The 26,005-nt window shown below is 46.9% G+C and carries 19 protein-coding genes; all 19 read left to right on the top strand.

The genetic code is table 11. The features are described from left to right. Nucleotides 1-68: 68 nt before the first annotated feature. On the top strand, nucleotides 69-353 hold the full coding sequence (gene spoIIID / locus ACOZB4_RS15540; RefSeq protein ID WP_009594246.1) for a sporulation transcriptional regulator SpoIIID: 285 nt from the start codon (nucleotides 69-71) through the stop codon (nucleotides 351-353). A gap of 196 nt (nucleotides 354-549) precedes the next feature. Next, on the top strand, nucleotides 550-1,548 hold the full coding sequence (locus ACOZB4_RS15535) for a rod shape-determining protein (RefSeq protein ID WP_076324088.1): 999 nt from the start codon (nucleotides 550-552) through the stop codon (nucleotides 1,546-1,548). 27 nt (nucleotides 1,549-1,575) lie between these two features. Further along, the gene (locus tag ACOZB4_RS15530) at nucleotides 1,576-1,818 is read left to right on the top strand and encodes a hypothetical protein (RefSeq protein WP_379409640.1); all 243 of its coding nucleotides are present in this window, start codon (nucleotides 1,576-1,578) and stop codon (nucleotides 1,816-1,818) included. Nucleotides 1,819-1,837: 19 nt separating this feature from the next. After that, nucleotides 1,838-2,719, top strand: a complete 882-nt coding sequence (locus tag ACOZB4_RS15525) for a flagellar hook-basal body protein (RefSeq protein ID WP_076323990.1) — start codon at nucleotides 1,838-1,840, stop codon at nucleotides 2,717-2,719. Between the two features lie 65 nt (nucleotides 2,720-2,784). Beyond that, on the top strand, nucleotides 2,785-3,609 hold the full coding sequence (locus tag ACOZB4_RS15520) for a flagellar hook-basal body protein (RefSeq protein ID WP_379409636.1): 825 nt from the start codon (nucleotides 2,785-2,787) through the stop codon (nucleotides 3,607-3,609). A gap of 9 nt (nucleotides 3,610-3,618) precedes the next feature. Further along, nucleotides 3,619-3,819, top strand: a complete 201-nt coding sequence (locus ACOZB4_RS15515; RefSeq protein WP_379409633.1) for a DNA-directed RNA polymerase subunit beta — start codon at nucleotides 3,619-3,621, stop codon at nucleotides 3,817-3,819. Between the two features lie 505 nt (nucleotides 3,820-4,324). Then, nucleotides 4,325-4,756 (top strand): 3-hydroxyacyl-ACP dehydratase FabZ, encoded by a 432-nt coding sequence (gene fabZ, locus ACOZB4_RS15510; RefSeq protein ID WP_098749219.1) that lies wholly within the window; start codon nucleotides 4,325-4,327, stop codon nucleotides 4,754-4,756. Nucleotides 4,757-4,801: 45 nt separating this feature from the next. Further along, nucleotides 4,802-6,520, top strand: coding sequence for a phospho-sugar mutase (locus ACOZB4_RS15505; protein ID WP_379409629.1), 1,719 nt, complete (start codon nucleotides 4,802-4,804; stop codon nucleotides 6,518-6,520). 119 nt (nucleotides 6,521-6,639) lie between these two features. Beyond that, nucleotides 6,640-8,658: a DUF5693 family protein gene (locus ACOZB4_RS15500; RefSeq protein WP_379409626.1), complete on the top strand. Its 2,019-nt coding sequence runs from the start codon at nucleotides 6,640-6,642 to the stop codon at nucleotides 8,656-8,658. Continuing rightward, a complete protein-coding gene (csaB, locus tag ACOZB4_RS15495; protein WP_379410285.1) occupies nucleotides 8,634-9,878 on the top strand; it encodes a polysaccharide pyruvyl transferase CsaB in 1,245 nt (414 codons plus the stop codon). Before ACOZB4_RS15500 ends, csaB begins: the two co-directional genes overlap by 25 nt. Before the next feature lie 5 nt (nucleotides 9,879-9,883). Further along, on the top strand, nucleotides 9,884-10,642 hold the full coding sequence (locus ACOZB4_RS15490) for a WecB/TagA/CpsF family glycosyltransferase (RefSeq protein ID WP_379409624.1): 759 nt from the start codon (nucleotides 9,884-9,886) through the stop codon (nucleotides 10,640-10,642). Between the two features lie 113 nt (nucleotides 10,643-10,755). Beyond that, nucleotides 10,756-11,880, top strand: a complete 1,125-nt coding sequence (locus ACOZB4_RS15485; RefSeq protein WP_213647029.1) for a glycosyltransferase family 4 protein — start codon at nucleotides 10,756-10,758, stop codon at nucleotides 11,878-11,880. Between the two features lie 217 nt (nucleotides 11,881-12,097). Beyond that, nucleotides 12,098-15,736 carry an S-layer homology domain-containing protein gene (locus tag ACOZB4_RS15480; RefSeq protein ID WP_379409619.1) on the top strand — a complete coding sequence of 1,213 codons (3,639 nt, stop codon included), beginning with the start codon at nucleotides 12,098-12,100 and terminating at the stop codon, nucleotides 15,734-15,736. A gap of 249 nt (nucleotides 15,737-15,985) precedes the next feature. Beyond that, a complete protein-coding gene (locus ACOZB4_RS15475; protein ID WP_071219815.1) occupies nucleotides 15,986-16,330 on the top strand; it encodes a hypothetical protein in 345 nt (114 codons plus the stop codon). A 367-nt stretch (nucleotides 16,331-16,697) separates the two neighbouring features. After that, complete coding sequence (locus ACOZB4_RS15470) at nucleotides 16,698-20,216, top strand: S-layer protein (protein WP_379409615.1); 3,519 nt, start codon at nucleotides 16,698-16,700, stop codon at nucleotides 20,214-20,216. A gap of 180 nt (nucleotides 20,217-20,396) precedes the next feature. After that, entirely contained in the window at nucleotides 20,397-20,906 is a 510-nt protein-coding gene (locus ACOZB4_RS15465) for a hypothetical protein (RefSeq protein WP_379410281.1), read from the top strand. Nucleotides 20,907-21,090: 184 nt separating this feature from the next. Then, on the top strand, nucleotides 21,091-21,378 hold the full coding sequence (locus ACOZB4_RS15460; protein ID WP_379409613.1) for a small, acid-soluble spore protein, alpha/beta type: 288 nt from the start codon (nucleotides 21,091-21,093) through the stop codon (nucleotides 21,376-21,378). Nucleotides 21,379-21,604: 226 nt separating this feature from the next. Beyond that, nucleotides 21,605-22,810 carry a methionine adenosyltransferase gene (gene metK / locus ACOZB4_RS15455; RefSeq protein WP_098749208.1) on the top strand — a complete coding sequence of 402 codons (1,206 nt, stop codon included), beginning with the start codon at nucleotides 21,605-21,607 and terminating at the stop codon, nucleotides 22,808-22,810. 449 nt (nucleotides 22,811-23,259) lie between these two features. After that, nucleotides 23,260-25,962, top strand: a complete 2,703-nt coding sequence (locus tag ACOZB4_RS15450) for a stalk domain-containing protein (RefSeq protein ID WP_379409609.1) — start codon at nucleotides 23,260-23,262, stop codon at nucleotides 25,960-25,962. The last annotated feature ends 43 nt before the right edge of the window (nucleotides 25,963-26,005 follow it).

Genomic DNA, 26,005 nt, shown 5'->3' with positions numbered 1-26,005 from the left:
ACCGCGAATATCCCGTCATGCCCCTCATATAATGTACCAAACTATCCACACAGTAGGGAGGCGGGAGCGTGCACGATTACATCAAAGAGCGGACCATTAAGATCGGACGCTGTATCGTGGAAACGAGGCATACGGTTCGAACTATAGCCAAAGAATTTGGCGTGTCGAAGAGCACGGTGCATAAGGACTTAACCGAACGTCTGCCGGAGATCAACCCGGACCTGGCGGATCAGGTGAAGCACATTCTCGAATACCACAAATCCATCCGCCATTTGAGAGGCGGAGAAGCTACCAAGATCAAGTACAAAAAAACCGGCAGCAACCGTGAACCGGTGGCCACGGCGAAATCCTGATTTTTTAGGGCTTTGGTCGCTAGATTGGCGTTGAATCCCTCCCCTAAAGTATGATATGTTAAAAGCTGGTATAGGATCGAAATATGGGACCTGTTTTGCCGAAGATCATCATCGCTTGCTAGATTATGTCGAAGGATGGTTCGGTACAGAGAACAGACTCTTTTACCATAAAATAACACTTTGGGGGCTTTTCATGATGTTGAGCAAGGATATTGGAATCGATCTCGGAACGGCGAACGTGCTCATTCACGTAAAGGGGAAGGGGGTAGTGTTAGACGAACCTTCCGTTGTCACTATTGAGACCGACGCCAAACGAGTCCTTGCCGTCGGTGAGGAAGCACGGCGCATGATCGGGCGCACTCCCGGCAACATTATTGCGATCCGCCCGCTGAGGGACGGGGTCATCGCCGACTTCGAAATAACGGAAGCAATGCTGAAGTACTTTATTGATCGCGTGGGCGCGCGCAGTTGGCACAGCCGGCCCCGAATCCTCATCTGTGCTCCGACGAACATTACTTCGGTAGAGCAGAAGGCGATCCGGGAAGCGGCTGAGCGCAGCGGCGCAAGGGATGTGTTCCTGGAAGAAGAACCGAAGGCAGCGGCAATTGGCGCAGGGATGGATATTTTCCAACCGAGCGGTAACATGGTTGTGGACATCGGGGGCGGCACCACGGATGTGGCCGTCCTGTCCATGGGCGATGTCGTCACCGCTTCTTCGATTAAAATGGCAGGGGACAAGTTCGACGAGGCGATTATAAAGTACGTGAAGCAAAAATATAAATTACTGATCGGGGAACGGACGGCAGAAGATTTGAAGATGGCAATCGGAACAGTTCGTCCAGGCGGTAGACAAGCTGAGATGGATATTCGCGGACGCGATATGGTATCGGGACTTCCGTTTACCGTAACGGTGTCCTCAGCCGAAGTGCAGGAAGCTCTGTGGGATCCGGTGTCATCGATCGTACTCGCAGCCAAATCCGTATTGGAGCGGACGCCGCCGGAGCTGTCGGCGGACATTATCGATCGCGGCGTCATATTGACCGGCGGTGGCGCACTGCTTCATGGTTTGGACGAGCTGTTGACCGACGAGCTGCGGGTACCGGTGCTTGTTGCGGAGGATCCGATGCACTGTGTGGTTAAGGGAACGGGAATTATGCTGGATAATTTGGACAAGGTCGTAAAGAAAAAGTTCTAACCTTCCGATATAGATGATAGGAACAACATGAGCATGGATTTGAATCGGTATAATCACCACGATGAAATTAGCGATCTGCTCCGCATTACATACACGCTGAACAGCAGCGGAGAGGACGGAATTGTAGTGGAAAAGCGAAGCGGTCGCCTTTGTTTTTGGATTTCAACCTTATCCAACATGGCTACAAGAAATCCAAAAACAACAGCGATTGGAAGTACAATCCGTCAGCGCAGCGGTCGTTATATTGCTAAGGTTGTTATGATTCGTTAATGGAAGGGAAGTGCCTTCATTGTTAAGAGGTCTATATACAGCAGCTTCAGGGATGATGACCCAGGAGCAGCGACATAATACGGTGACGCAGAATATTGCCAACGTCAACACGACAGGTTACAAGGCAACGAACAGCGTACAGCGTTCATTCCCCGAAGTGCTTGTCTCCATGATCGGCGGCAATGATTCGGCGAATGCGGGACGGAAGCTGGGCAAGTTCAACACTGGTGTTTACGCTGAGGAGAGCATATCGCTTTATACCGAAGGCGCGCTCCGGGAAACGGGCAAGACAACAGACTTTGCGCTGGTTTCCTCTTTTACGGTACAGAATCCGGCAACAGGCCAAGCTTATCCGTTTGATGCTTCCGGCAGATACGTGGATGAGAACGGCGAGGTGATTTACCGGCCGGAAGGTTTTTTCACTGTTCAGAATGAGAGCGGAGATATCCGTTACACCCGTAACGGCAGCTTCCGGGTTAGCCCGAATGGCAGCCTCTTGAGCGATGGTGGCTATCAGGTTCTGGATAACAATAACAGACCGATTGTATTGACAGGCTCGGCGAGTAACTTTACAGTGAATGAGCAAGGAGAAATCATGGACGCAGAAGGCAATGGGACAGGCATCATTCTCGGAGTCAGCATCGTGAGCGAGCCTCATGGACTGATTCGTGAAGGTCACGGCGTGTTCCGTATGGCCGATCCGGACGGGGAAGTGCGTTTTATGGCACGCGGTGATAACGGAGTCATCCGTCAGGGATTTATTGAGGGGTCCAACGTGGATCCAACGCAATCGATGGTAGAATTGACAGCTGCGCTGCGCGCGTATGAAACGAACCAAAAAATTGTTCAGTATTACGACAGAACGCTGGAGAAGGCGGTCAATGAGATCGGCCGAGTCTAAGCTTGTCTGTAAGTAAGCAGGCAGCACGCTGCTGTATGAAAATGTGAGCCCACGGGAGGTAAGTGATGAACAACTCGATGATTAGCGCCATGGTGTCGATGAATGCCCTTCAGCAGCGGTTAGATGTCATTGCGGACAATATAGCAAACGTCAATACCGCTGGTTATAAAAAAAAGGAGGCTTCCTTTGAAGATGTGCTGACACAGGTTCAGCGGCATCACAAGGATTTCGACCGGACAGGCCGTGCGACACCGCTTGGCTATACACTCGGGTATGGCATGAGACTATCTTCCGTTGTGCAGAACATGGAGCAGGGAGCCATGAAGGAAACCGGAAGTCCGTTTGATCTGATGATTGATGGACAAGCCATGTTTGCCGTTCAGGGAGATGGCGCGATTGGATATACCCGCGAAGGCGGATTCCATGTATCTCCGGATGCCCGTAACCCTAACAACCTGCTGCTGGTCAATTCACAAGGCTATCCTGTACTTGACGTGAACAATAAGCCAATCTCGCTTCCAGCCAAAGGGAAAGTTGCCATTAACGAGAAAGGGCAGATTATCGTGGAGACCCCCACAGGTCGTACGGCTCCTTATGCAACCTTGAAGCTGGTCGAGCTTGAGCGTCCGGAAGGTTTGGTCGCTGTCGGCGATAACCTGTTTGTCGTAGGAAACGGTTTGGCGGAAGGCGATGTGTTCGATTTGACACCGGCGGCTCCAGGCGAGCCTCTTAAATCGAAGGTACTGTCCGGATTTATGGAACAATCGAATGTCAATTTGACCGACGAGATGACCAAGATGATGGAAGTTCAGCGGGCCTACCAGCTGACAGCACGTGCGCTTAGTTCAAGCGATACCATGATGAACCTTGCCAACACAATGCGAGGGTAGGTGGGCATCATGAGTGAAGCAAACACCAATAAACGTTCCAAGACATCCGGATGGAAAATCGCTGTCCGTATCATGATTCCTGTATTGCTCGTATTGGCATTATTCGGAGGCATGGTCTTCGGATATGTTGTCCTCGGCGATCAGGAGCTCAGTGAAGTGTTTGAATGGGGCACATGGAAGCATGTTTTTGATTTGATTTTCGCACCGTGACGAGAGGTCAGGGTGAACACCATGTCTTGAGATTAGATGCCAAACTCCCTTTAAGGGAGTTTTCTTTTTTTGGGGTTAAACGGTATAATGGGATGGGACTTGCGTATTAACTTTGTCATTTCATGACAATGGACGGATGTATATAAAATAACCCCACAAAGTGGAGCCTATGCTGCGATGCTTATTCCAAATACTTTGCGGGGACCCCAAAAAACTTATAAAAGGGCCCTCTCCTCGTACACAAAGTGTCCGATTGGAGAAAGCCCCTTATCTAAAACCTTCACTTCTGCAGCGGTGAAGGATATCCATCATTTTTTCCGCAGATCCTTCTTTTTATGCATATGATCTGAAATTCGTTAAGAAAACCTCAAGAGAAAGCATGATACAACCGTAAATAATACCTCCCGCGGCTTGAGAAAGCGGCACAGCGGCAGCAAATGGAACGAACACCCCTTTTCAAACGCTATGCCTTGGCGGGTACGTACATAAGGAGGATTTTAATACTATGTTAAACATCAAACAGATTCAAGAAATTATTCCCCATCGCCCCCCATTTTTGCTAGTCGATAAGATTGTGGAGATTGAGGACGGCAAACGAGCGGTTGGCATTAAGAACGTGACGATCAATGAACCTTTTTTTGTCGGGCATTTCCCTGAATATGCTGTTATGCCGGGAGTCCTGATTGTAGAAGCTTTGGCGCAAGTCGGCGCTGTCGCGATTCTCAATGTAGAGAGCAACCGGGGAAAGCTTGGCTTCTTGGCGGGCATTGACGGTTTCCGTTTCCGTGGGCAAGTAGTACCGGGAGATACGCTGCGGCTGGAAGTCGAGATCACTCGCTTGAAGGGCATGATTGGTAAAGGAAAAGCAACCGCGACGGTGGATGGACGTGTAGTTGCCGAGGGAGAGATTATGTTTGCTCTCGCGGATAAGGAGTAATTTTCAGACTATTCTTGTTTGGATGAGGAAGGGAGACTTTTTTTCATGTCAGAGATGAGTCAGAGAACAATCGATACGCTGCAACGTTGGCTGAATGATCCTTATGTAGATGAGGAGACGAAACAGGAACTGCGTTCACTCGAGCACGATACCAAAGAGCTGGAGGAACGGTTTTATCGTGATCTGGAATTTGGAACGGGTGGTCTGCGCGGCGTCATTGGTGCAGGCAGCAACCGGATTAATAAATATACGGTAGGTCGCGCAACACAAGGCTTTGCCCAATATATTTTGGAGGCTCATGGCACAGCGGAGGGAAAGCCTTCTGTTGTCATTGCCCATGATTCCCGGCATTTCTCACCGGAATTCGCGTTAGAGGCTGCTTTGGTTCTGGCCGGAAACGGGATTGTAGCGAAGCTGTATCCTTCCTTGCGTTCAACGCCGCAATTGTCATTCAGCGTGCGTCACTTGGGTGCTACCGGAGGGATTGTTATCACGGCAAGCCATAATCCGCCGGAATACAATGGTTATAAGGTGTACAACCGTGAAGGCGGCCAGTTGGTACCGCACGAAGCAGAGAACGTGATTGCCCGGATACAGGAGGTCGATTCCTTCTCCGCGGTCAAGAGGCTGTCTCAGGCTGATGCAGAGGCTCAAGGTCTGCTGGTTTGGCTGGGCGAAGCGGAGGACCAGGCTTTTGTGGATACGGTGACGAATGTCAGCGTGAATCGGGAACTTATCGCATCCAAGCTTGGCGAGGATTTCAAAATCGTATTTACGCCGCTCCATGGAACAGGGCAAGCACCCGTAGAGCGTGTGCTTAAAAGCATCGGCTTTAAGCATATTCATGTTGTTCCGGAGCAAGCCGAGTCGGATGGAAACTTCTCCACCGTTAAATCTCCAAATCCTGAGGAGCGGGAAGCTTTCACACTGGCGATGAAGCTTGGCGAGGAAGTCGGAGCTGACATTTTGATCGGGACGGATCCGGATGCGGATCGCATGGGGGCTGTCGTGAAGAATAGCCAGGGCGAATACGTCGTGCTGACAGGCAATCAATCCGGCGCAATTATGATCCACTATTTGCTGGGTCAATTGAAGGAAGCGGGTAAGCTGCCTAATAATGGTGCGGTTATCAAGACGATCGTAACGAGTGAGATGGGAGCGGCGATTGCCGAGCATTATGGTGCCACCGTCTTGAATACATTGACGGGCTTCAAATACATTGGTGAGAAAATGACCCAGTTCGAGGAGTCCGGCAGTCATACGTATCTGTTTGGTTATGAGGAGAGTTACGGCTATTTGGCTGGCAATTATGCCCGCGACAAGGATGCGGTATTGGCCTCGATGCTGATATGCGAAGCAGCCGCCTATTATAAAGCACAAGGCAAGACCTTGTACGATGTGCTGCAGGAGCTGTATGAGCAATTCGGTTATTTCCTCGAGGCACTGGAATCCCGGACGCTCAAGGGTAAGGATGGCGTCGCCCAGATTCAAGCGAAGATGTCTGATTGGCGCGACAATCCACCTGGGGAAGTCGGAGACGTGTCGGTTAAGCAGGTGCTTGATTATGCGGAAGGCCTGGACGGATTGCCAAAGGAAAATGTGTTGAAGTATTTGCTTGAAGACGGATCTTGGTTCTGCCTGAGACCTTCCGGTACCGAGCCGAAGATCAAAGTGTATTTTGCCGTGCGCGGCGAATCCCTCGCCGATGCGAAGCGCAAAATTCAATCGCTCTCGGATCAAGTCATGGCCCGGGTAGACGCTTAAACATAGATACATTTAATGAGAGAAGAGAACGAAGGGAATTTACGATGGTTGCTGCAAGGCCCAAGAGGACTGTTGCCCTCCATCGTAAATTTCCATAGGTTCGATGAGGAGGTACTTTCGTGGTTCAGAATTGGAAACGCTGGAACACAGCAGCCCGCAAGTGGCTGTGGATTCTGGTTGTTCTTGGCGTTGCAGCGGCCCTGCCGGTAGGTTATGACCGACTGCAAACAGAATCAACATCAAAGAACGTCGAGTTGGTGTTTGATTATCGGGATTTGTTGGATGTCGCGGTATATCAATCTAAGCCGCAGGATTTTGTATCCGAGCAGCTGGATCGCCTGAAAGACGCTGGCGTAATCAGTATGGCGCTATATGAAAGCACGCTGGACGAGCTGGTGAAATCGCGGCGAATATCGGTATATGACGGGCAGCAGGTCGCCGATCTGACAGGTACGACGGTCTCGCCGAACGAGAATTTTACGTACGTTTCGTTCCTGAACGAGGAAAGCGCGACTTTAATTAAACCCATTATCGAAGAAGCCTACACAAGGTTGGGCATTCCGGTAAGATCTTGGCAGTTCGAGCGTGGAGTGGATGGATTGGTGTTGGAAACTCCGCGATCCAATGCGGTCATCAAACCGTTGTCTCCAGACCCGATTACCATTGGCATGCTGCGAGAGAAGGGCTTTAACATTGTGCCGCGTCTGTCGGACAGTCTTCCGTATGACCAGGCCTATATGGAGAAGCTGATGGCCTACTTCGCGGAAAACGGCGTAAAACGAATTTTGTTTGAAGGCGATTCCGCCAAAGGCTTCAACGATAATGCCGACATGAAAAGCTTGGATTCCTTTGGTGAACTTTTGAACCAACATGGTATCGGCCTCGTGGCGATTGAGAATATCAAGCGTCCGCAAAAAGGATTTACGAAGCTAGCCTATTTAACAGATTACAATGTAACCCGTATTTATTCCTTAAGTGAGCGGGATGCTAATCTGGAGCCTGAGGTTATTGGAGACCGTTTTGCTCTGGCTTCCAAAGACCGTAACATTCGAATGTTCTATTTAAACGCAGAGCCAAGCCGGGATATGACCAAAGCGTCTGTTACCCACCCGCTGGATAATCTGATTGACAGTTTGACAGGTTCGGGTCAGGCCATTAAGCAGATAGAGGACAATGGTTTCACCATGGGTCCAGCAGAGCCGTTTAAGGTAACCGACTCTTCCTTGCAGCGTTACTTCAAGCTTGGAGCTGTCGCCGGAGCTGTAGCTCTGATTGCGCTCATGATTTCCTATTACATTCCATTCCTTACGATTGCCGCTTTCCTGATCGGGCTTGTGGGGAGTGCGGGATTGTATGTTCTGAAACCGACATTACTTGAACAGGCCTTAGCTCTATTAGCTGCAATCAGTGCTCCAACGGTTGCCGTCATTCTGGCCATTCGCAAAGTCAATGAAACGCAGCAGAGCATACCGGACATGAGTTCTGGCAGAAGAGTGACCCATTCGATCGTATTATTGGTAAAGACTACGATCTTGTCACTCGCAGCTGTACCGATCGTTGTAGCGTTATTGAATAATGTGACCTATATGCTCGTTCTGGACCAGTTCCGCGGCGTGAACTTGCTGGCTGCGGCACCGATTGGGCTCATTGCAATCTACGTAGTACTGTACCGCGGTGGATCGACTTATAACTCAATCCTGAAATTGCTTAAAACACCGATCTCACTAACATGGGTCATCGCAGCCGGTATTGTAGCTATCGTTGGTTGGTACTATCTCACACGTACAGGTAATGCAGGCAATGTGTCCTCGATCGAAATGACATTCCGTACATTCCTGGAAAATACGTTTGGCGTACGTCCGCGTAACAAGGAGTTCTTGCTGGCCCATCCAATGATGGTGCTTGGCGTCTTCCTGTCATTTAAATACCGTCACGCCGTTTACCTGCTCATTATCGGTGTGATGGGGCAGTTGTCGATGGTCGGTACATTTACGCATATTCACACGCCACTCTATATTTCGGCCATTCGCGTTGTACTGGGTCTTGGACTCGGCTTAATTATCGGATTGATCGCGATATTGGTATGGCAAGTGGCAGAAAGGATCTGGAAACGATGGTCTCCACTTCTAAGACAATAGTTATTTCCGGATACTACGGATTCAAAAATAGCGGTGACGAAGCGGTCCTGAAATCCATCCTGACCGCATTGGAGCAGGAAGGAAAGGCGGCGGGGGTTGATATCAATCCCGTTGTACTTTCCATTGACCCGGAATGGACCTCAGCGGTTTATGGGGTGAAGTCTGTACACCGGATGAAGCTGGGTGAAGTTCGACAGGCAATCAAGGAAAGTGACGGCTTGATCAGCGGCGGAGGAAGTCTGCTGCAGGATGCTACCAGTCCGAAAACGATCCCGTATTACCTGGGCGTCCTCAAGATCGCGCAGTGGCTTGGTAAACCGACGTTTATTTATGCCCAGGGCGTAGGTCCGGTCAACCGTAAGTTGTTTTATCCGATGATTCGCTCGATCTTCCGCAAATGCACCTACATTTCGGTGCGTGACATGCAGTCAGGTGAACTGCTTCAGTCTATGGGAATATCAGGGGAAGCCATTCACGTTGTGCCCGATCCGGTGATGGGCTTGCCGCTGCCAGAGGGCGAGGGTGTTCAGCGTGATTCCAACCCGGGGTCGACTCTGGAAGAGAACGGTGCTGCATCAGTTTCTTCTATAGAAGAATCTATAGAGGAACATCGTGAATCTTTAGCGAAGCCCTCGTTATCAAATCGCGAGACGGGAGGGGAAGGTTCTCTGCCGGTTATCGGTATTTCGGTTCGATATTGGCACCCGGAACGCAAAGAGCTGAAGGCTGTTGCGGAAGGTTTAAAGGGATTAGCTGCACAACGTCCGGTCCATCTTCGTTTTCTCCCTTTTCATCAGCCGGATGATCATGAGGCTTCGCAGTTTATTGCTAGCGGCATTGGCGATATTTCCAAGAATGGTTCGAAAATCAGTTTCTATCGTGATGAGAAGCAGCCGCAGGACATGCTGCGAGAGGTTAGCCGTTGTGATATGATATTGGGCATGCGCCTGCATAGCCTGATCTATGCCGCGAATCAGAGCGTGCCGCTGCTCGGAATTTCTTATGATCCGAAGATCAACCACTTTTTGAAGCGGCTGGGCAGCGAGCCTGTGGGAAGCAGCGAGTCCCTTGACGCGGATACGTTAAAGGATCAGATGCTGAGGCTGCTGGACGATGCAGCGGCATGGAAGGCGGAGCACGGCGAGCAGATTACCGTATTGAAACAACAGGCTGCTCTGCCTGCAGGCCACATTGCCCAATATTTACGCCATAGAGGATGATAAACATGAAACAGACCTATCCATTTGCTACCGTATCGGTGTTCGAGATTCCTTTTTCTAAACTCAGTATGAAAGATACGGTGAAATACCTGACCGAAGCAGTACAGTCGAGGCAGCCCCACCATGTGATCACGGCGAATCCGATCATGGTGATGACCGCCGTCAACCATCCGGAATATAAACAGATGATGCAAAGTGCTGAAATCATCGTTCCGGATGGCACGGGGATTGTTTGGGCTGCCAGTGTAGGGGGCGAACCGCTGGAGGGGCGCGTGACCGGCTTCGAGCTGTTACATGAATTGTTGAAGGTCGGGGAAACCTATAGATGGAAGTTCTTTCTGCTGGGAACCACCGCCGAAGTGATTCAGGAAGCGGCCGAAAGGTTACAAATGCAATATCCGGCTGCCATTATATGCGGCTATCGGGACGGTTTTTTTGGACCAGATGAAGATGCTGCCGTCATTGAACAGATTCGGGCAGCTTCACCGGATATTTTGTTTGTTGCCCGTGGTGCGGACAACCAAGAGCCTTGGATTGCCCAGCATAAACAAGCGCTTCAAGTTCCGGTTGTTATGGGGGTCGGAGGATCGTTTGATATTATCTCCGGCAAACTGAAGCGGGCACCGAAGGTATTCCAAAAGCTGCGTCTCGAATGGTTTTACCGTCTTCTGAAGGAGCCTACACGTTACAAAAGAATGCTTGCGCTGCCGAAATTCGTAGTGAAAGTGCTGCGCGAGAAAGAAAAAGTAACGAAAACGAGCTAAATGGCTCATTTCTGTGGGTAAAATCCGGGAATTCACCGGAAATTGGTATTGGTTTTCGGACCCGAAGGGAGTATAATTCAACCGGTAGACAATATTGGGGGTCGAATGATTACATGTTAATGATATACATCATCGGGTTTATCATATCGCTGACGCTCGCTCTGCTCTTAACGCCGCTTGTGAAGAAGTTTGCCGTTAAGATTGGTGCCGTTGACGTTCCTAATGCCCGCAAGGTTCATACCCGGATCATGCCCCGACTCGGGGGACTCGGCATCTATCTGGCTTTTATTATTGGACTGATTGCAGTTCTTCCTTTTCTTCCAGATAGCCTGTCCCCTCGCGATGCCAACTTTATGAAGGCATTTCTAATCGGCGGTTCCATGATCGTATTGATCGGAGCCTTGGATGATCGATTTGAACTTTCGGCCAAAGTGAAGTTTTTGGCTCAAATTGCAGCTGCTTGCGTAGTTGTATTCGGATTTAATATTACCGTGGACTTTGTAAATATACCGTTCCAGGACCGGTACTCTATGCTGGAGAGCTGGGTATCGATTCCACTGACAATCTTCTGGATTGTCGGCGTAACCAACGCGATTAATCTCATTGACGGACTGGATGGACTTGCAGCCGGTGTATCGGGCATTGCGATCGGTACGATTCTGGTCATGGCGGTCCTGATGGGCAATACCACTGTTGCCTTGCTCTGTCTGCTGCTTCTCGGCAGCATTATCGGGTTTCTATTCTTCAACTTTCATCCGGCCAAGATTTTCATGGGGGATACGGGCTCATTATTCCTTGGATTTTGTTTGGCCATGCTATCCCTGCTTGGATTCAAACAGATTGCCATTGTATCCTTCATTACGCCGCTGATTATTATCGGTGTTCCGTTGTCTGATACGTTTTTCGCTATCATCCGTCGTAAAATCCAGAAGAAACCGATCTTCGCTCCAGACAAAGGACATTTGCACCACTGTCTGCGCGAGCTAGGATTCAGTCACCGTCAGACGGTGTTGATCATTTATGTAATTGCCGCATTTTTCGGCGTACTGGCTGTCATTCAATCTTCGGCTGCCATGTATGAAGCAAACTGGGTAACCTTCGTCGTTATCTGCGTTATGATGTGTTTCATGCAGATCGGTGCTGAAATTATCGGACTGGTCGGCAAGACCAAACGGCCGATTCTTGGATTGATCAACCGTATGCGAATGAAGGCAAATCCCGAAAGTCGCTCCAAGTAGAACTTATTCTTTTTCATGATGCGTCCGGATCGGACATGCCAGCCTCACCCAAAAAGGGTGAGGCTTTTTTGTGATTTTTGCTAAATAATAGGACACTCGTTTCCGATATATGAACTATGCGATAGAACCAATCTGTCAGTGAAAGCGAGGGGACCCAGTGAACGACGTAACACCCAAAACGGACGCCAACGTCCGAATGATCAAGGAGGCACAACCGTTGAAGAAAAATTTCCGTACAATAGCAAGCCTGTTATTGGCCATTGCTATGTTCTTTTCCCTAATTCCTGCATTACCGGCTTCAGCAGCAAATGGAGCCTTGTATTTTCACTTTTCAAATCTAAGTACGGATCCGAATTCTCCAACACCGGAGAACCGGAATTCTATTTCGGTTTCGGGTACCTATAACGGCATTAACCCGAATACCATCTCGTATGAGATTAAACGCTTCGATGACACAACCACAGGCGGAACAGGTGTTAAGCCGATTCTGGACGAAGCAGCGAATACGTTCGAGTTCCTGAATGTGCAGTTGAATCAGGGCGTGAACAAAATCATCGTATCCGGTATGAGTACGCAAGGCCAGCAGATGAGTGCGACGGCTTATGTGAAATTTTCCGACGTACCGGCTGTGTACGAAGTAGCGCTAAGTGATGGACGTGTCCTGGAAGAGAATGCTTCCAAGCCGGTTGTCGTTACTACGCAGACCGTTAGCATCTCGGTAAAAGCGACCAATGGCTCCAAAGGCGTGACCGTTAACGGGATGGCCATGTATCCGGGCGGTGGCGATACGTATTACTCCGCAGGGATCCAATTGCAGAAGGGTGTTAACGATCTGGTGATCGTCGTTAACTCGGAATCGAAAACACAGACCATTAATAGACAGGTCGTATATCATCCGACAGGCTCCTTGACGGTCAATCAACTGCAAATTGGTAACACCAAGATCGATGGGCAAGCCGTTGTAACCGGTACGGTTAACGGCGTCATCTCCGGTTATGTTATCATGGATGCTCCTCCGGCTGGTACGCCTGCGGTACCGCCAACTCTTGATGTATCCGTATTTCCGACAGGATCCACGGTGCCAATGATGAGCTCAAATGCAACCGTAGGTCCAGCAAGCCTCCTGGGAAACAGCTTGATGTATCCTTTTACATCCACTGGCTCAGTTAGCATCACACAGAGCGGGGAGTACTTTGTTTACACTAAGGACAATGCCACTGGTTTCGATGTGAAAAATCCCTTTACTTATCGTGATGTCAATGCACCTACAATCAAGCAGGTGTATCAGCTATACGGTGTAACTGAGAGTGGCGGAACGGTAACAGCTACCTCCCAGTCCATTTTTCCAAGCGGTAACAATACCGTCCTTAACGAATTGCCGATCTACTTAATGGTGGAACAAGTGAACGCAGGCAATGTCGAGATTGAATCCAGCAAGGGCGGCGGCACGATTGCCCAGAAACTTACCTATAATGGCCACACGGTTTTTAAAATCACGAATCTGCCTTCAGGACAACAAAACCTGATCATCAAGGTCAGCAATGGATCGGGCGTCTCCGATACCAAGGTGATCCCGGTAACGTTCCTGTCCTCCACTTATATTGATATTTATCATTTGTATAACAATCAGGTCTTTAAGAATAGTACAGATTTCAATCAAGTAACGGGTCGGATTGTGAACTACACGGGAACATCAGGACTTACGATTTCCTTGAATGGTAACACTCGCGATTTGACAGTGAACGGAAATGGTGAGTTCAGCTTTACAGATCCGGCGTTCCTGCAGCTGATTCCAGGCCCAAATACTTTGGTGGTCGCTGACAAGAGTGGGAAAATCTCGACAAAGCTTACACTGCTGTATTTTAGCGACACCCGTTCGGTTATCAAGAACATGATTCCTTTCCCGGTTGGTTCCGGAACAGAATCGGATCCAGATGGATTGTTCAGAGAAACGGCTGAGAATGCTTATAACACATACGAAAAGGCTCTGGGGCTTCGCTTTGAAGTGGAATACACCGATGAGATCACGGTGAACCTAAGCCATCCTACGCCAACCATCTTTGCAGTCTTTACCAAAGACAACACAGGAACCTGGACACTTTCTGGCGGGGCACTGAAGACGCAATTGGATGCCATTAATCAAGCGGATCACAGCCTGTACTATTCCATTGTCAATGGATCAAACTCCAGCTCTGCCCGCGTTGTATTTAAAGAACTCGCGCTTCCAGAGGTTGGATTGCAGGCAATCAGCATCGGTTCGCGTTATCAGTCGGTTACAACCACAGATACCATTGAAATTACTCGTGAGCGTGCACCTTATGAAGTTCTTTCTCCTAGGCTCCCTAACGAAGGAGTATTGAAACAGAACTTTGTAGAGGTAAGCATCAAGGCTGAAGGAGCTAATTCCATTCTGATTGGCAAAACGCCAATGGTGAAATCCGAAATCAGCGACATTTTCCGTCTTGAGGTCAAGAACCTGAAAAACGGTAAAAATACGATTAAGTTCACGATCGAGCAAGGTACCAAAAAGACAAGCGGGCAATTCGTTGTAACGTACACCGATGATGCAACAGAAGGATCTCAGTTTAAAACAAATATTTCGAAGTCAGGTAAGGTTAAAGTATTTAAGGGTGATTTGTCTCTGTCCTTGCCGAAAGGGACGGTGCTTCAACAGGCAAAATCAAGTCCGAATGCAGAAGTGCCTACGATCAATCTGCTTGGTGAGCATGACATCCTGTTTGGTATTGCCAACCAAATCGATGGGCGGACCGTTAAAGCTTACAATCGAATTGGTGAAATCGAGAACGGTGTAGAAATGGATGGACGTCTGTCCCTCATTCCAGGGGATAATAACAATGCGTTCCGTTTCACTCCGGCAGCCCATTACGGCTATTCATCACCTCTGTACTGGCTGGATGCGGGTTCGCTTAATGCATACAGCAGCAACGTAGAGGATTTTAATGTAAAAGCAGCATCGCATCCGTACGCAAAAGGAAATGAATTCCATCAACGCTTGATTCCGCAGAACTGGATGGAGTTGTCCCAAAAAGGTACAATTACCTTGAAATATGATTCTGCACTGGTGAACTCGGCTTCCAGCAACTTGGGCATTTGGTGGTATAACCCGTCGCAAGGTACTTGGATCAACATCGGCGGAAAAGTAGATGCCAAGAAGAAAACTGTTACGGCTCCATTTAAGGGATTTGGTTATTACGCAGTTAAATCCTTGCGTTATAGCTACTCCGATGCGATCTCGCATAAGACGGCCCGTAACGATATTGAATTGATGCTGGCCAGAGGATACATGAAGGCGTCCAAGACGGATGCATTCGGCGTGTATGATCCAATGACTCGCGGTGAATTAGCTACTATTATCGTGAAGCTGCTGGACATTCCGTTGGATTATGATACCGATAAGAACAAGCTCACTTTTGATGACATTTATCAGGAAAGTGTTGTCAACAGCATGCAGTGGGATTACCGTTATATTGAGACAGCTGCCAGAAAAGGAATCATTCGCGGCATTGCGCCACGAAGCTTTGCTCCTAATATGGAACTGACTCGTGAAGAAGCGGCCAACATGATTGCACGTGCGCTCAACCTGAAGATGGGTGAGATTGAAAAAGATAAAGCAGCACTTCAGAAGCAGTTCGAAGATGTCGGCAAAATCAAATCGAATTACTCTTATCCAGCCATTCTTGCAGTAAGTAAGGCGGGCATCATCACGGGTGTTGCCAACAGCTTGAAAGAAGGCGAGAAGAAACCGACTTATAACTTCAACCCGGATGCTGTGCTGAATCGTGCAGATACGGCGACGATCGTGAAACGCATGATGAACAAACTTAAAATGATGTAGGTTATATAATAAGAAGAAACTGTAGGACAAAAGGAACGAGAGCAGAGGCCTGATTTCTGATGGCAGTGCTCTCGTTTTCTTATGTGCAAATTATGTGAATAAGGTTATATATAACATAATTAACAAGATCTTAAGGATGGTATGATGGGCCAAGAAACCGTTTACCAATATCTAATGTTTTGTAATTTCATGTAGAATACGCTACAATAGCGGAAGCACATACTATTTTTAGAGGGTGAAGATGAATTTATGAAGCCGATATTATCAAAAGCGCAGCTCGACTACATGAAGGCGAAGACCAAGTTCGAGGAAAAAGCCAAAGTGATGGAGAAGAAGATTGAGCTGGCTCGTGCCGCTCATGATGAGATAACTCAGGAAGTCATGGAGGGACTCGTTGTTGAGACAGGCTTTCATGATTCATTTAACGAAATGACAGCGGCAGAGAATGCCTTGATCCAGTGGTCTCATACAACAATAAAACATGACAAAACATATCGTACGAATAAAGCGGAAATTGATCTGATGTACGAAACGCTGCATAGCAATCCAGAGATGCGTGCACGAATTATTCAGCTTGCTATGAAGATTCGCTAGGATTCTACAAGGGGCGCCCAGAGGGCGTCTTTTTTGTTGTCGTATTATGTAATTGACTCAATGTTATGCGAATTAAGCATGATTTCGAAAATATTTTTAAAAAAACTTTGCAACGACCGCAACTTTTTGAGAAATCAAACGTTTATAATGTAGAACGCAATGAGGAACCCAAGATTATCCGATGCAAGAAGATTGTCTATTAATTAGAAAAATGTTCTTTACGGAGTATTGGACTCGTTGTATAATACCTAGGTAGGATTAGGAATCTATTCTAGTTTGTAGTGTTCTCTCGTTAACAAGATTCTGTGATATCGTCACAGACATCATTTATGATTTATGCTCAACTCGGGAAAGGAGGTGCAGGACAATGAGTGATAAGAGCTACCAAATTAAAGAAAACAATCAAGTGATGATTCAAGGAGGAGAAAAAAAGGTTATGAAGAAAATTTTATCCGTAGCACTGTCTACAGCAATGGCATTCTCGATGTTTGCTTCTGTTGCATTCGGTGACGATGCGCTTAACACACAACAGAAATTTGATGTATTGAAAGAAAAAGGTATCTTCACTGGCTATCCAGATGGAACTGCTGGTCTTGACAAAGAAATGACTCGCGCTGAGTTCGCGAAAGTTTTGGTAGGCATCATGGGTCTTGAGCCAATCCAAGGCAAAGCGTCTTTCAAAGACAAAAACTACAAAGCTGACAAATGGCCAGCTCCTTATGTAGAAGCAGTATACGCTGCAGGCATCATGGAAGGTAAAAACACAACGAAAATGATCTTCGACTTCAACGGTAAAATCACCGTTCAAGAAATGGCGAAGGTTCTCGTTATTGCTCAAAAGCTTGATGTTCCAACAGAAACGAACAACAATGCTTCTGACTGGGCTAAAGGTTATGTTCAAGCAGCAATCAACGCTGGTTTGGTAGATGCTAAAACAAACCCTAAAGCTAACGCTTCCCGTTCCCAATTGGTTGAAGTTGCTTACACAATCTACCTGTCCCAACAAAAACCAAAAGTGGTTTCTTATGATGTAACTGAGAGTGGTAAAGTTGTAACTTTCAAACTTGCTAACAACGAAGAAGTGAAAGTTGAACTGGAAACTCCACTGAAAGCTAACACAGCTACTGAAGTGAAGTTCAAACATAACAACTACGAGTACACTGAAAACGTGACTTGGGTTGTAACATCTGCAACTAAAGTTGAATCGGCTAAATCAACCAACTTGAAAGAGGTTGAAGTTGCATTTGACGGTAAAGTAGATAAAGTGACTGCTACTGACAAAAACAACTATGTTGTGGACAGCAACTCCAAAGGAATCAAATCCATTACTTTGTTGGAAGATGGCAAAACAGCTCGTCTGTTGCTGAACGAATCCAGCAAATTCACGCAAGGAACAACTTACAAAGTAGTTGTTAAGAACGTGAAAGGCGAGAACGGTTCCGTTCTGCCACAAGGCGAAGTATCCTTTACTTCTTCCGACAACACGTTGCCTACTGTAACTGAAGTTAAATCACTGGGCACGAAAGTAATTAAAGTTACTTTCTCTGAGCCAATCGTTGCGCCTTCAAGCAGCAACTTCCAACTGGACGACAAAGGATTTGTCGGCAGTGTGAAGCTTGGCCCAGACCAAAGAGAAGTGATTTTGAAAGACTACACTGGCAACATCTCTGTAGGTGCTCACAAATTGACAACTTCTTTGATCGAAGACTACGCTGGTCTGAAATCACCTGCTGATACTAAAGAATTCACAGTAGCAGTAGACACTGAAGGACCAAAAGTAACTGATATCTCTGCAACACTGGAGAAAGTGACAGTAACCTTTGATGAAGAAATCGATCCGGATACAGTAACTAACGACAGCTTCTACTGGAAGTCTGGTGACAGCAAGAAAACGGGTAAACCAACCCAAATTTCCAGTAACGTATATGAGATTGACTTTACAGGGAACCGTCTGCCAGGATACGAAACAAATCTCTTCATCGAGGTTAAAGACTATTCCGGCAACGCAAACGCTGTTAAAGAACACAAAATCACAGCAAGTGTTGATTTGACTCAACCAAAAGTAATCGAAGCTTACTATGGTTCTGACAGAGCTAACACATTGACTGTTCGTTTTGACAAAGCTGTCAAAGCGGATGATGTTAAATACTACACTGTTAAAAAAGGTAGCGACACAATTCCTGTGAAAGATGTTGCTGCTGCTGATTCGACTAACAAAGTATTCTATGTGAACTTCTTTACACCACTTTCTTACGGAACTTATGACCTGACAATTAAGGATATTAAAGACCTTACTGCTCTGGGTAACACAATGGTGGAGTACAAAGGTACATTTGTAGCTAGTGATACTACGAACCCTAAAATCTCAACTATTGACTACAATAACTCGAACCGTAAGCTCACTTTGAACTTCGGTAGAGAAATGGATCTGGCTACTCTGCAAAGCAAAGGCAACTACTACATTGCATTCCAAAAGAATGGTTCTGTTGGAGTTCAAAACATCGCTCTGCCAAGCGAAGTGAACGTTGATCCAGTGAACAATTCCAAATCTGTAGTGCTTACGTTCCCAGAATATATTGATGGAACGCGTGTAGTATTTGGCAAAAACGCTTCGGTTCAAGGCATCTGGACTACCGGTCTGAAATCGAAAACTGGTCAGTATGTATCCCTGGATAGCCGTCAGCTGGAAGAAAGTGGAGCGACACTGAGTCTGCTCGAAGCTAAACAAAAGGATGCAAAAACATTTGAAGTTATCTTCAACCATGTAATTGCATCGGCAACTATAAGTGACTTCTTGGTAAATGGTAAGTATCCATCCAATGTAACCATTGATGAGAATGTTGTGACTTTGAAAACAAGTGATAATGTAGATGGACAAAATATCACAGTGTTTGCAAACAACTCCATTCAAACTTATTCCGGCAACAGACTTCAATTGTCTGCAAATGTTGATATTCCAGTCAACAACGTTGCATCTCCAAGAGTGACTGATGTTCAAACACGCAGAAATGAAACCAATTCGTTTGTTGTAACGTTCTCAAAAGCGGTTGCTTCTGTTAACGGCGATGCAAACATTGACCAAGTTAAAAATGATTTCATCATTTATAACCTTGGAGGAAAAAATACACCAGAAATTAACAGAAACGACATCAAAGTAGAGCGTATTAATGACACTCAACTGAAAGTTACTATTAATGATCCGGCTGCTGCAGACAAACCTGTTGAGTTCCAAGTGCGGAAGGGAGCTAACTACCTGTACTTGAAAGATTCTAACCCACGGGTTTATGTTGGAGAATCTGATAAGTATCGTGTTGAAGCACCAACTACAATCGTTGATTCTGTTCAAGTGGTAACTACTGATGTATATGCTGCTAAAGATGCAGTGTCTGCTCAAACAGTAGAGAAATTCGGCTTGAGTTTTGTTTCTAAAACTGAAGGTCCTGCTGACAACAATAAGTCAATTACCGTAAGTAAAGTAGCAGATCAAGTTGAATTGGTTGAAATTGATGCTGCTGGTAATATCACAGTTAACAGCAAAGCAGTAGTTAAAGATATTGCTGAAGCTGTTAGCACCAAGACTGATTTGTTCTACACAGCTAAAGTAGGCCAAAACGTTGGAAACATCCCAGCTGGTCCTGAAACCTTCACATTTGATAATGGTGCAGTAGCAGAGCAAGGCAAACTGACTATTACTCTGAGCCAATCGAATGTTAAGGTTGTCGATGGTAAGATTAAAGTTGGCAATGCAGAATATCCTGCTACAGTGGACGGTAAAGTAATTACTGTTCAAACTGGCAAAGCTCAAGTTTATGGAACAGAGTATTCCGGTAAAGTCCTTTTCAATGGTAAAGAAGTATCCATTCACGGACTTGTTCTTCAAAAATAATTCGGACTACTTTAAATAACTAACCAACTCACACCGGAGAACTAAATGTTCTCCGGTGTGTTTTTGTATTGTTATCTCACGTTACGGAGATAATCTATCCGCTGCATCAGCTTGCTCTTCCTATTAAATTTCTATAGTATTAATAGATAGTAGAAGATTCCAGAGGAGGAGCCATAAATGATGAAGTCATACATAAAAGTATCCTTGGCTGCACTTACCATTGGCGCCGGCATATGGATCGGCGCAGTATACAGTAATACAGCAACCGGCGCTGGCACCGCCCCAGGTACCACTGACGACCCGGTCGTCACTAAAAGCTACGTTGACCAACAAATTCAGCAAGCGCTGAATGGCGGTGGTGGAGGGTCTACGAACCCAACAAATCCTACAAATCCAACTCAGCCATCACAAGGTACCGACGAAGTTAAGAACGTAGCGTTGAAACCAGGAAAGATTCTGCTTGCCGATGCAGGAACAGAATTTATCGTTCGTTCAGGTAATGCTGTGATCTACACAGAGGTTTCTAGCGGCGTTGCAGACCTTACCGATGGTAAAGACCTGTTAAATGGAGAAACTGCGCCTAAGAACCATCTGCTTTCTTTCCCGCGTGAAGGTCGGGGTATCCAGGTAAAAGAAGGACAGACAAGCAATTTGATTGTCATGGTACGCGGCGGGTACACCGTTAAGTAGGAATCCACTAGGATACGTTTGACTCCTGTTAATACTTGCTCCAACCTGCTTAGAGGTATGGCAACTTTATTCCGGTATAATCCTCTTATAATTATTGCCAGTTGTGACAACGTTTTATACGTGTGAGTGCTTAGAAATCAACAAATAATACTTCTGTAAAAACCAATACAGGAGGTGTATTTTCATGGCACGCAGCAGTCGTAATCGTCAAGTGGTACCGGAGAGTCGTGAAATGCTGAAGCAAATGAAATACGAAATTGCAGCAGAGTTTGGATTACCCGTGGGGTATGGTAGCGGTTCCAATGGAGCCGATACGGAATTTGGTTCCGAGTTAGGAACCATCGGAGGTGGATCCTCCAGCCGTCGTCCTGGATGGGGACATTTAACATCCCGTGAGAACGGATCCGTTGGTGGAGAGATCACTAAACGTTTGGTTCGAAACGCTGAACAAAGTCTCTTCGGTAAATTGTAGTTGTTTTTCAGTTAAAAGCGGAACTTATCCTTGACTAACATCTGATTGAAAAACCCAAGAAAATCCTTGGAAAGCAGCTTACTTACTGGATTGACACCTAGTAACAAATAAGTTAATATGCATGTTGAGGATTGTACATTTCAAACCTTTTCCTGTCGGAAAAGGTTCATTTTTTGTGTAGGACCTTTTGATATATCACATACTATTCATATGGGAGGTTGATCTCATGTCTTTAACAGGGCGACGTTTATTTACATCTGAGTCCGTAACTGAAGGACATCCGGATAAAATCTGTGACCAGATTTCTGATGCGGTACTCGATGCTTTTTTGGCTAACGATCCGAACGCACGCGTAGCTTGTGAAGTTTCCGTTGCGACTGGTCTTGTTTTGGTCATTGGTGAAATTAGCACTAAATCTGAATACGTGGATATTCCATCCATTGTACGCAATACTGTGAAGGAAATCGGGTATACCCGTGCAAAATACGGTTTTGATTACAATACATGCGCGGTGTTAACATCGCTGAATGAGCAATCTGCCGATATTGCACAGGGGGTAAACGCTGCACTGGAGAATCGTGATCCTTCCCAAATGGACAAGGAAACCGAGAACATCGGTGCTGGTGACCAAGGTCTGATGTTTGGTTTTGCAACCAACGAGACGCCAGAATTGATGCCTCTTCCGATTGCATTGTCTCACCGTATCGCTCGTCGTTTGTCCGAGGTTCGTAAAGACGGTACGCTGGACTACCTGCGTCCGGACGGTAAAACCCAGGTAACGGTTGAGTATGACGGGAATACACCGGTCCGTGTGGATACGATCGTGGTATCGACTCAACATGCCGAAGAAGCAACGCTGGAGCAAATCCAGAAAGATATTAAAGAACAAGTCATTCTTCCTGTCGTGCCAGCTGAATTGCTGGACGCAGAAACTAAATATTTCATTAACCCTACCGGACGTTTTGTTATCGGCGGTCCTCAAGGAGATGCTGGCCTGACAGGCCGCAAAATTATCGTGGACACCTATGGCGGCTACGCTCGTCATGGTGGCGGTGCATTTTCCGGTAAGGATCCTACAAAGGTTGACCGTTCCGCTGCTTACGCGGCTCGCTACGTGGCTAAAAACCTGGTTGCCGCAGGACTTGCGGACAAGTGTGAAATTCAATTGGCTTACGCTATCGGTGTCGCTAACCCAGTGTCGATTAGTGTTGATACTTACGGAACTGGTAAAGTGAGCGAAGAGAAGCTGGTTGAGCTTGTGCGTAACAACTTCGACCTGCGTCCGGCTGGAATCATCCGCATGCTGGATCTTCGTCGTCCGATCTACAAGCAAACCGCTGCTTACGGACACTTTGGACGTACAGATCTGGATTTGCCTTGGGAACGCGTAGACAAAGCGGAAGCACTGAAAGAACAAGCTGGTGTAAACTAAGGTAATCTTAAGATATGTTCCAGATATAAAGTTTAGGCAGGTGCTGATTTTTCCTCTGAGAAAAATCGGCACATGCCTTTTTTCTGCTTCTTAATTCTCATAGTGAGCAGAGATTCAATTCAGTTGGATATGAAAATATGACAAAAATGAAATAATTAAAAAGTTGATACCCACTATGGTTATCAGCTTTTTTTAATGAATAAATGGAAAACGAGGAATAAATTTTATGACAAACTAGTTACTTTTACATGAAAATATAGTAACATAGGATTGATTTACATAGACTCCTAAAAAATCCCGCTATAAATTTTACAAGACTTGTTGTACGATACGCAAAAGTGTTTTTTTATAACAAATTCGTAACTTTTCCGCAAAAATGAAGTCTATTAATTAGAGACTTTATATGTTCGGCATCCGTGTTGAACGATAGATGGGAGAGTTACGATTACATGGTTAGTCAGGGGAAAACACTGAAGTCTACAACATCAGGTGTAGGCAAGAAATGGTTGATTATTACATTGGCAGGAGTCATCTGGGTGGGTCCTGTGTTGAGCAGCGGAATACCAGTGATAGGGAATATATCAACATCCTCGGTAGCTTATGCGGCATCAACATCGGCTAAGAAGCTTGGCGAGGAAATCATTACTTCCGGTGCGGTTTTGATGAAGTATCAGTATATCAACAGTACAGGCGCAAAATCGCTGGCGAATGTCGTTCGGGTGGATCTGAACAACAAATATGTGAAGCTGGATGTCATGACAGGCCAAGGGAATAAATTTACAACGAGACAAAGCACGGGCGGAATGGCTAAGGAGAACGGCGCGGTAGCTGCTATTAACGGTGACTTTTTTAATACCGGCAGCGAAGGGGCTCCGATGGGTGCTCAAGTATCGAATGGTCTGTTGATGTCAACACCTTCGGATCTGAAAGGCATGTATGCTTTTGGAGTAACGAACAATGGAACGCCAATTCTGGATGAGTTTGCATTCTCGGGGAGTATTACAGCTGAGAATGGAGCCTCATTCCCGCTCGCGGGTATGAACAAAACATCCTATGCGCCAGAAGGCACCGGATCAACGTATAGCCATGCCAATACAGCTTATATCTACACAAGCGCATGGAAGGCTGTTGAGCGTCCTAAGAACAGCTCGACAACGCCAACGGAGGTTATGGTAACGGATGGGGTCATAACCGATATTTCAGTAATGGCAGGATTGCCAACAGCGATACCGGAGGGAAGCTACATTTTGCGAACCCATGGGGCTGCGGCAGAGTTCGTGAAAAAAAATCTGGCTGTCGGTCAAAAGCTGGAAGCGAATTATGCTCTGGTGTCCAAAAAATCAGGTAAAGAACTGGACCCGTCTACACTCCAAATGATGATTGGCGGCCATACGATTCTGGTGGATAACGGCAAGGCAACATCATTCTCTCGAAACGTGAATTCGATTGGAGGGAGCAGGGCACGTACAGCCGTAGGTTACTCCAAAGACGGACGATACGCCTACCTGATTGCTACGGAGAGCAACGATAACAGTAAAGGCATGACGCTGCAGCAGCTTCAGGATTTCATGACAAAGGTTGGCGTATGGAAGGGGATGAACCTCGACGGCGGCGGATCGACAACGATGGTAAACCGTCCACTAGCTGAGATGAATACCCAGTTGACCTTTAACACGGAATACGGCACCACGCAGCGCAGCATTGTTAACTCACTTGGCGTGTTCTCCACAGCACCTCAGGGCAGCTTGAAGGGCTTAAAAGTAAGTGGCAGCAACACGCTCCTGATCGGTCAAATGGGCACGTATGAACTAAAAGGCTATGATACCTACTATAATCCAATTGAAGCAGGTTCGATTAAACCAACTTGGAAGTCCAGCAACGGCAATCTAGCGGTCAACGGACAAAGCATTAAAGCGACGAAGCCGGGTACATCGACACTGACAGCAGTAAGCGGCAGCACGAAAGCTACGATGCAAGTCAAGGTGCTGGGCGCTGATGATCTTGTTGCGTTGACTACAGGCGTATCAAGCGCACCGCTGCAGGCTGGAACGAGTGTTTCCGTGCCGGTGACGGCCGTAACAAGCAACGGCCAGAGCTTGGAGGTTCCAAGCAGCGCGCTGAAATGGGAGTTTATCGGATTTAAAGGCAGCGTCAAAGACGGCCGCCTGACCGTATCCTCCGTGAACAGCAATACAAAAGTCGGTTATGCCATCGCACGCTATGACGGCTTTAGCACGGTCGTTATTTTGTCGGCAGCGGGCGAAAGCACGTGGGAGAACTTCGAGAATGTGAATTACCCGGTGAAGTTCACGACCAATGTGCCGACAGTTACCGGGACTGCAGCGATCAAAAATGGCAGCGGAGCAAAGGCATCGTCCAAAGTCTTGAACTTGACCTATGATATGACAGGCGGATTAGGGCAAAAAATGTACGCTTACGCCGAGTTGAATGGCACAACTGGCAAAGTGATTCCTGCACAGGCTACGGCCATGACCATTGATGTGGAGGGAGATAACAGCCTGAACTGGCTGCGCGCTGAACTCCAAGACAATAATGGAAAAACCGTATACGTCGACATGGCAAAAGCAATTGATTGGAGCGGTTGGAAGACACTGAGCCTCGATCTTAGCGGATACAACATTGCATTCCCGGCACAGATGAAGCGGTTGTATGTGGTTAACGTGGAAGAAGGCCAGGACGAGCGTGCATTGACAGGAGCTGTATCTTTTGACGATATCCGCTTCACAATGCCGTCTCTATCAGGGAATGAAGGACTTCCAACCGGCAAAGCGGTCATGACAATTGGGCAAAAATCGCTTATGCTGAATGGTTCGAAAGTGGCAATCGATTCGGCGCCAATTCTGAAAAATGGAACGACCTACGTTCCGATTAAACACGTGCTCGACGCGTTCGGCGGGCAAGCAACCTGGAACCAATCCGCTCAACGGGTAGGTGTCCTAAGGGGCGGCATGTTCATGGAATTAACGGTCGGCAAGAAGGAATTTATTCTAAACGGTAAGCGCAGTTCGGCGGCTGTAGCACCCATGGTTCAAGGTGGTAGGACTTTGGTCCCTCTTCGTCTCGTTTCCGAGCAATTAGGCCTTAAAGTAAAATGGGACAAGAACACGAAGACCGTTACGATCGAATCGTGATATGGTATGATATGTATATGAAACGTTAGAAATGGAGTAGAGT

Origin of the sequence: Paenibacillus sp. NPDC058898 (assembly GCF_049316025.1) — a bacterium.
Classification (GTDB): Bacteria; Bacillota; Bacilli; order Paenibacillales; family Paenibacillaceae; genus Paenibacillus_AQ.
This window is presented reverse-complemented; position numbering and strand designations above follow the sequence as displayed.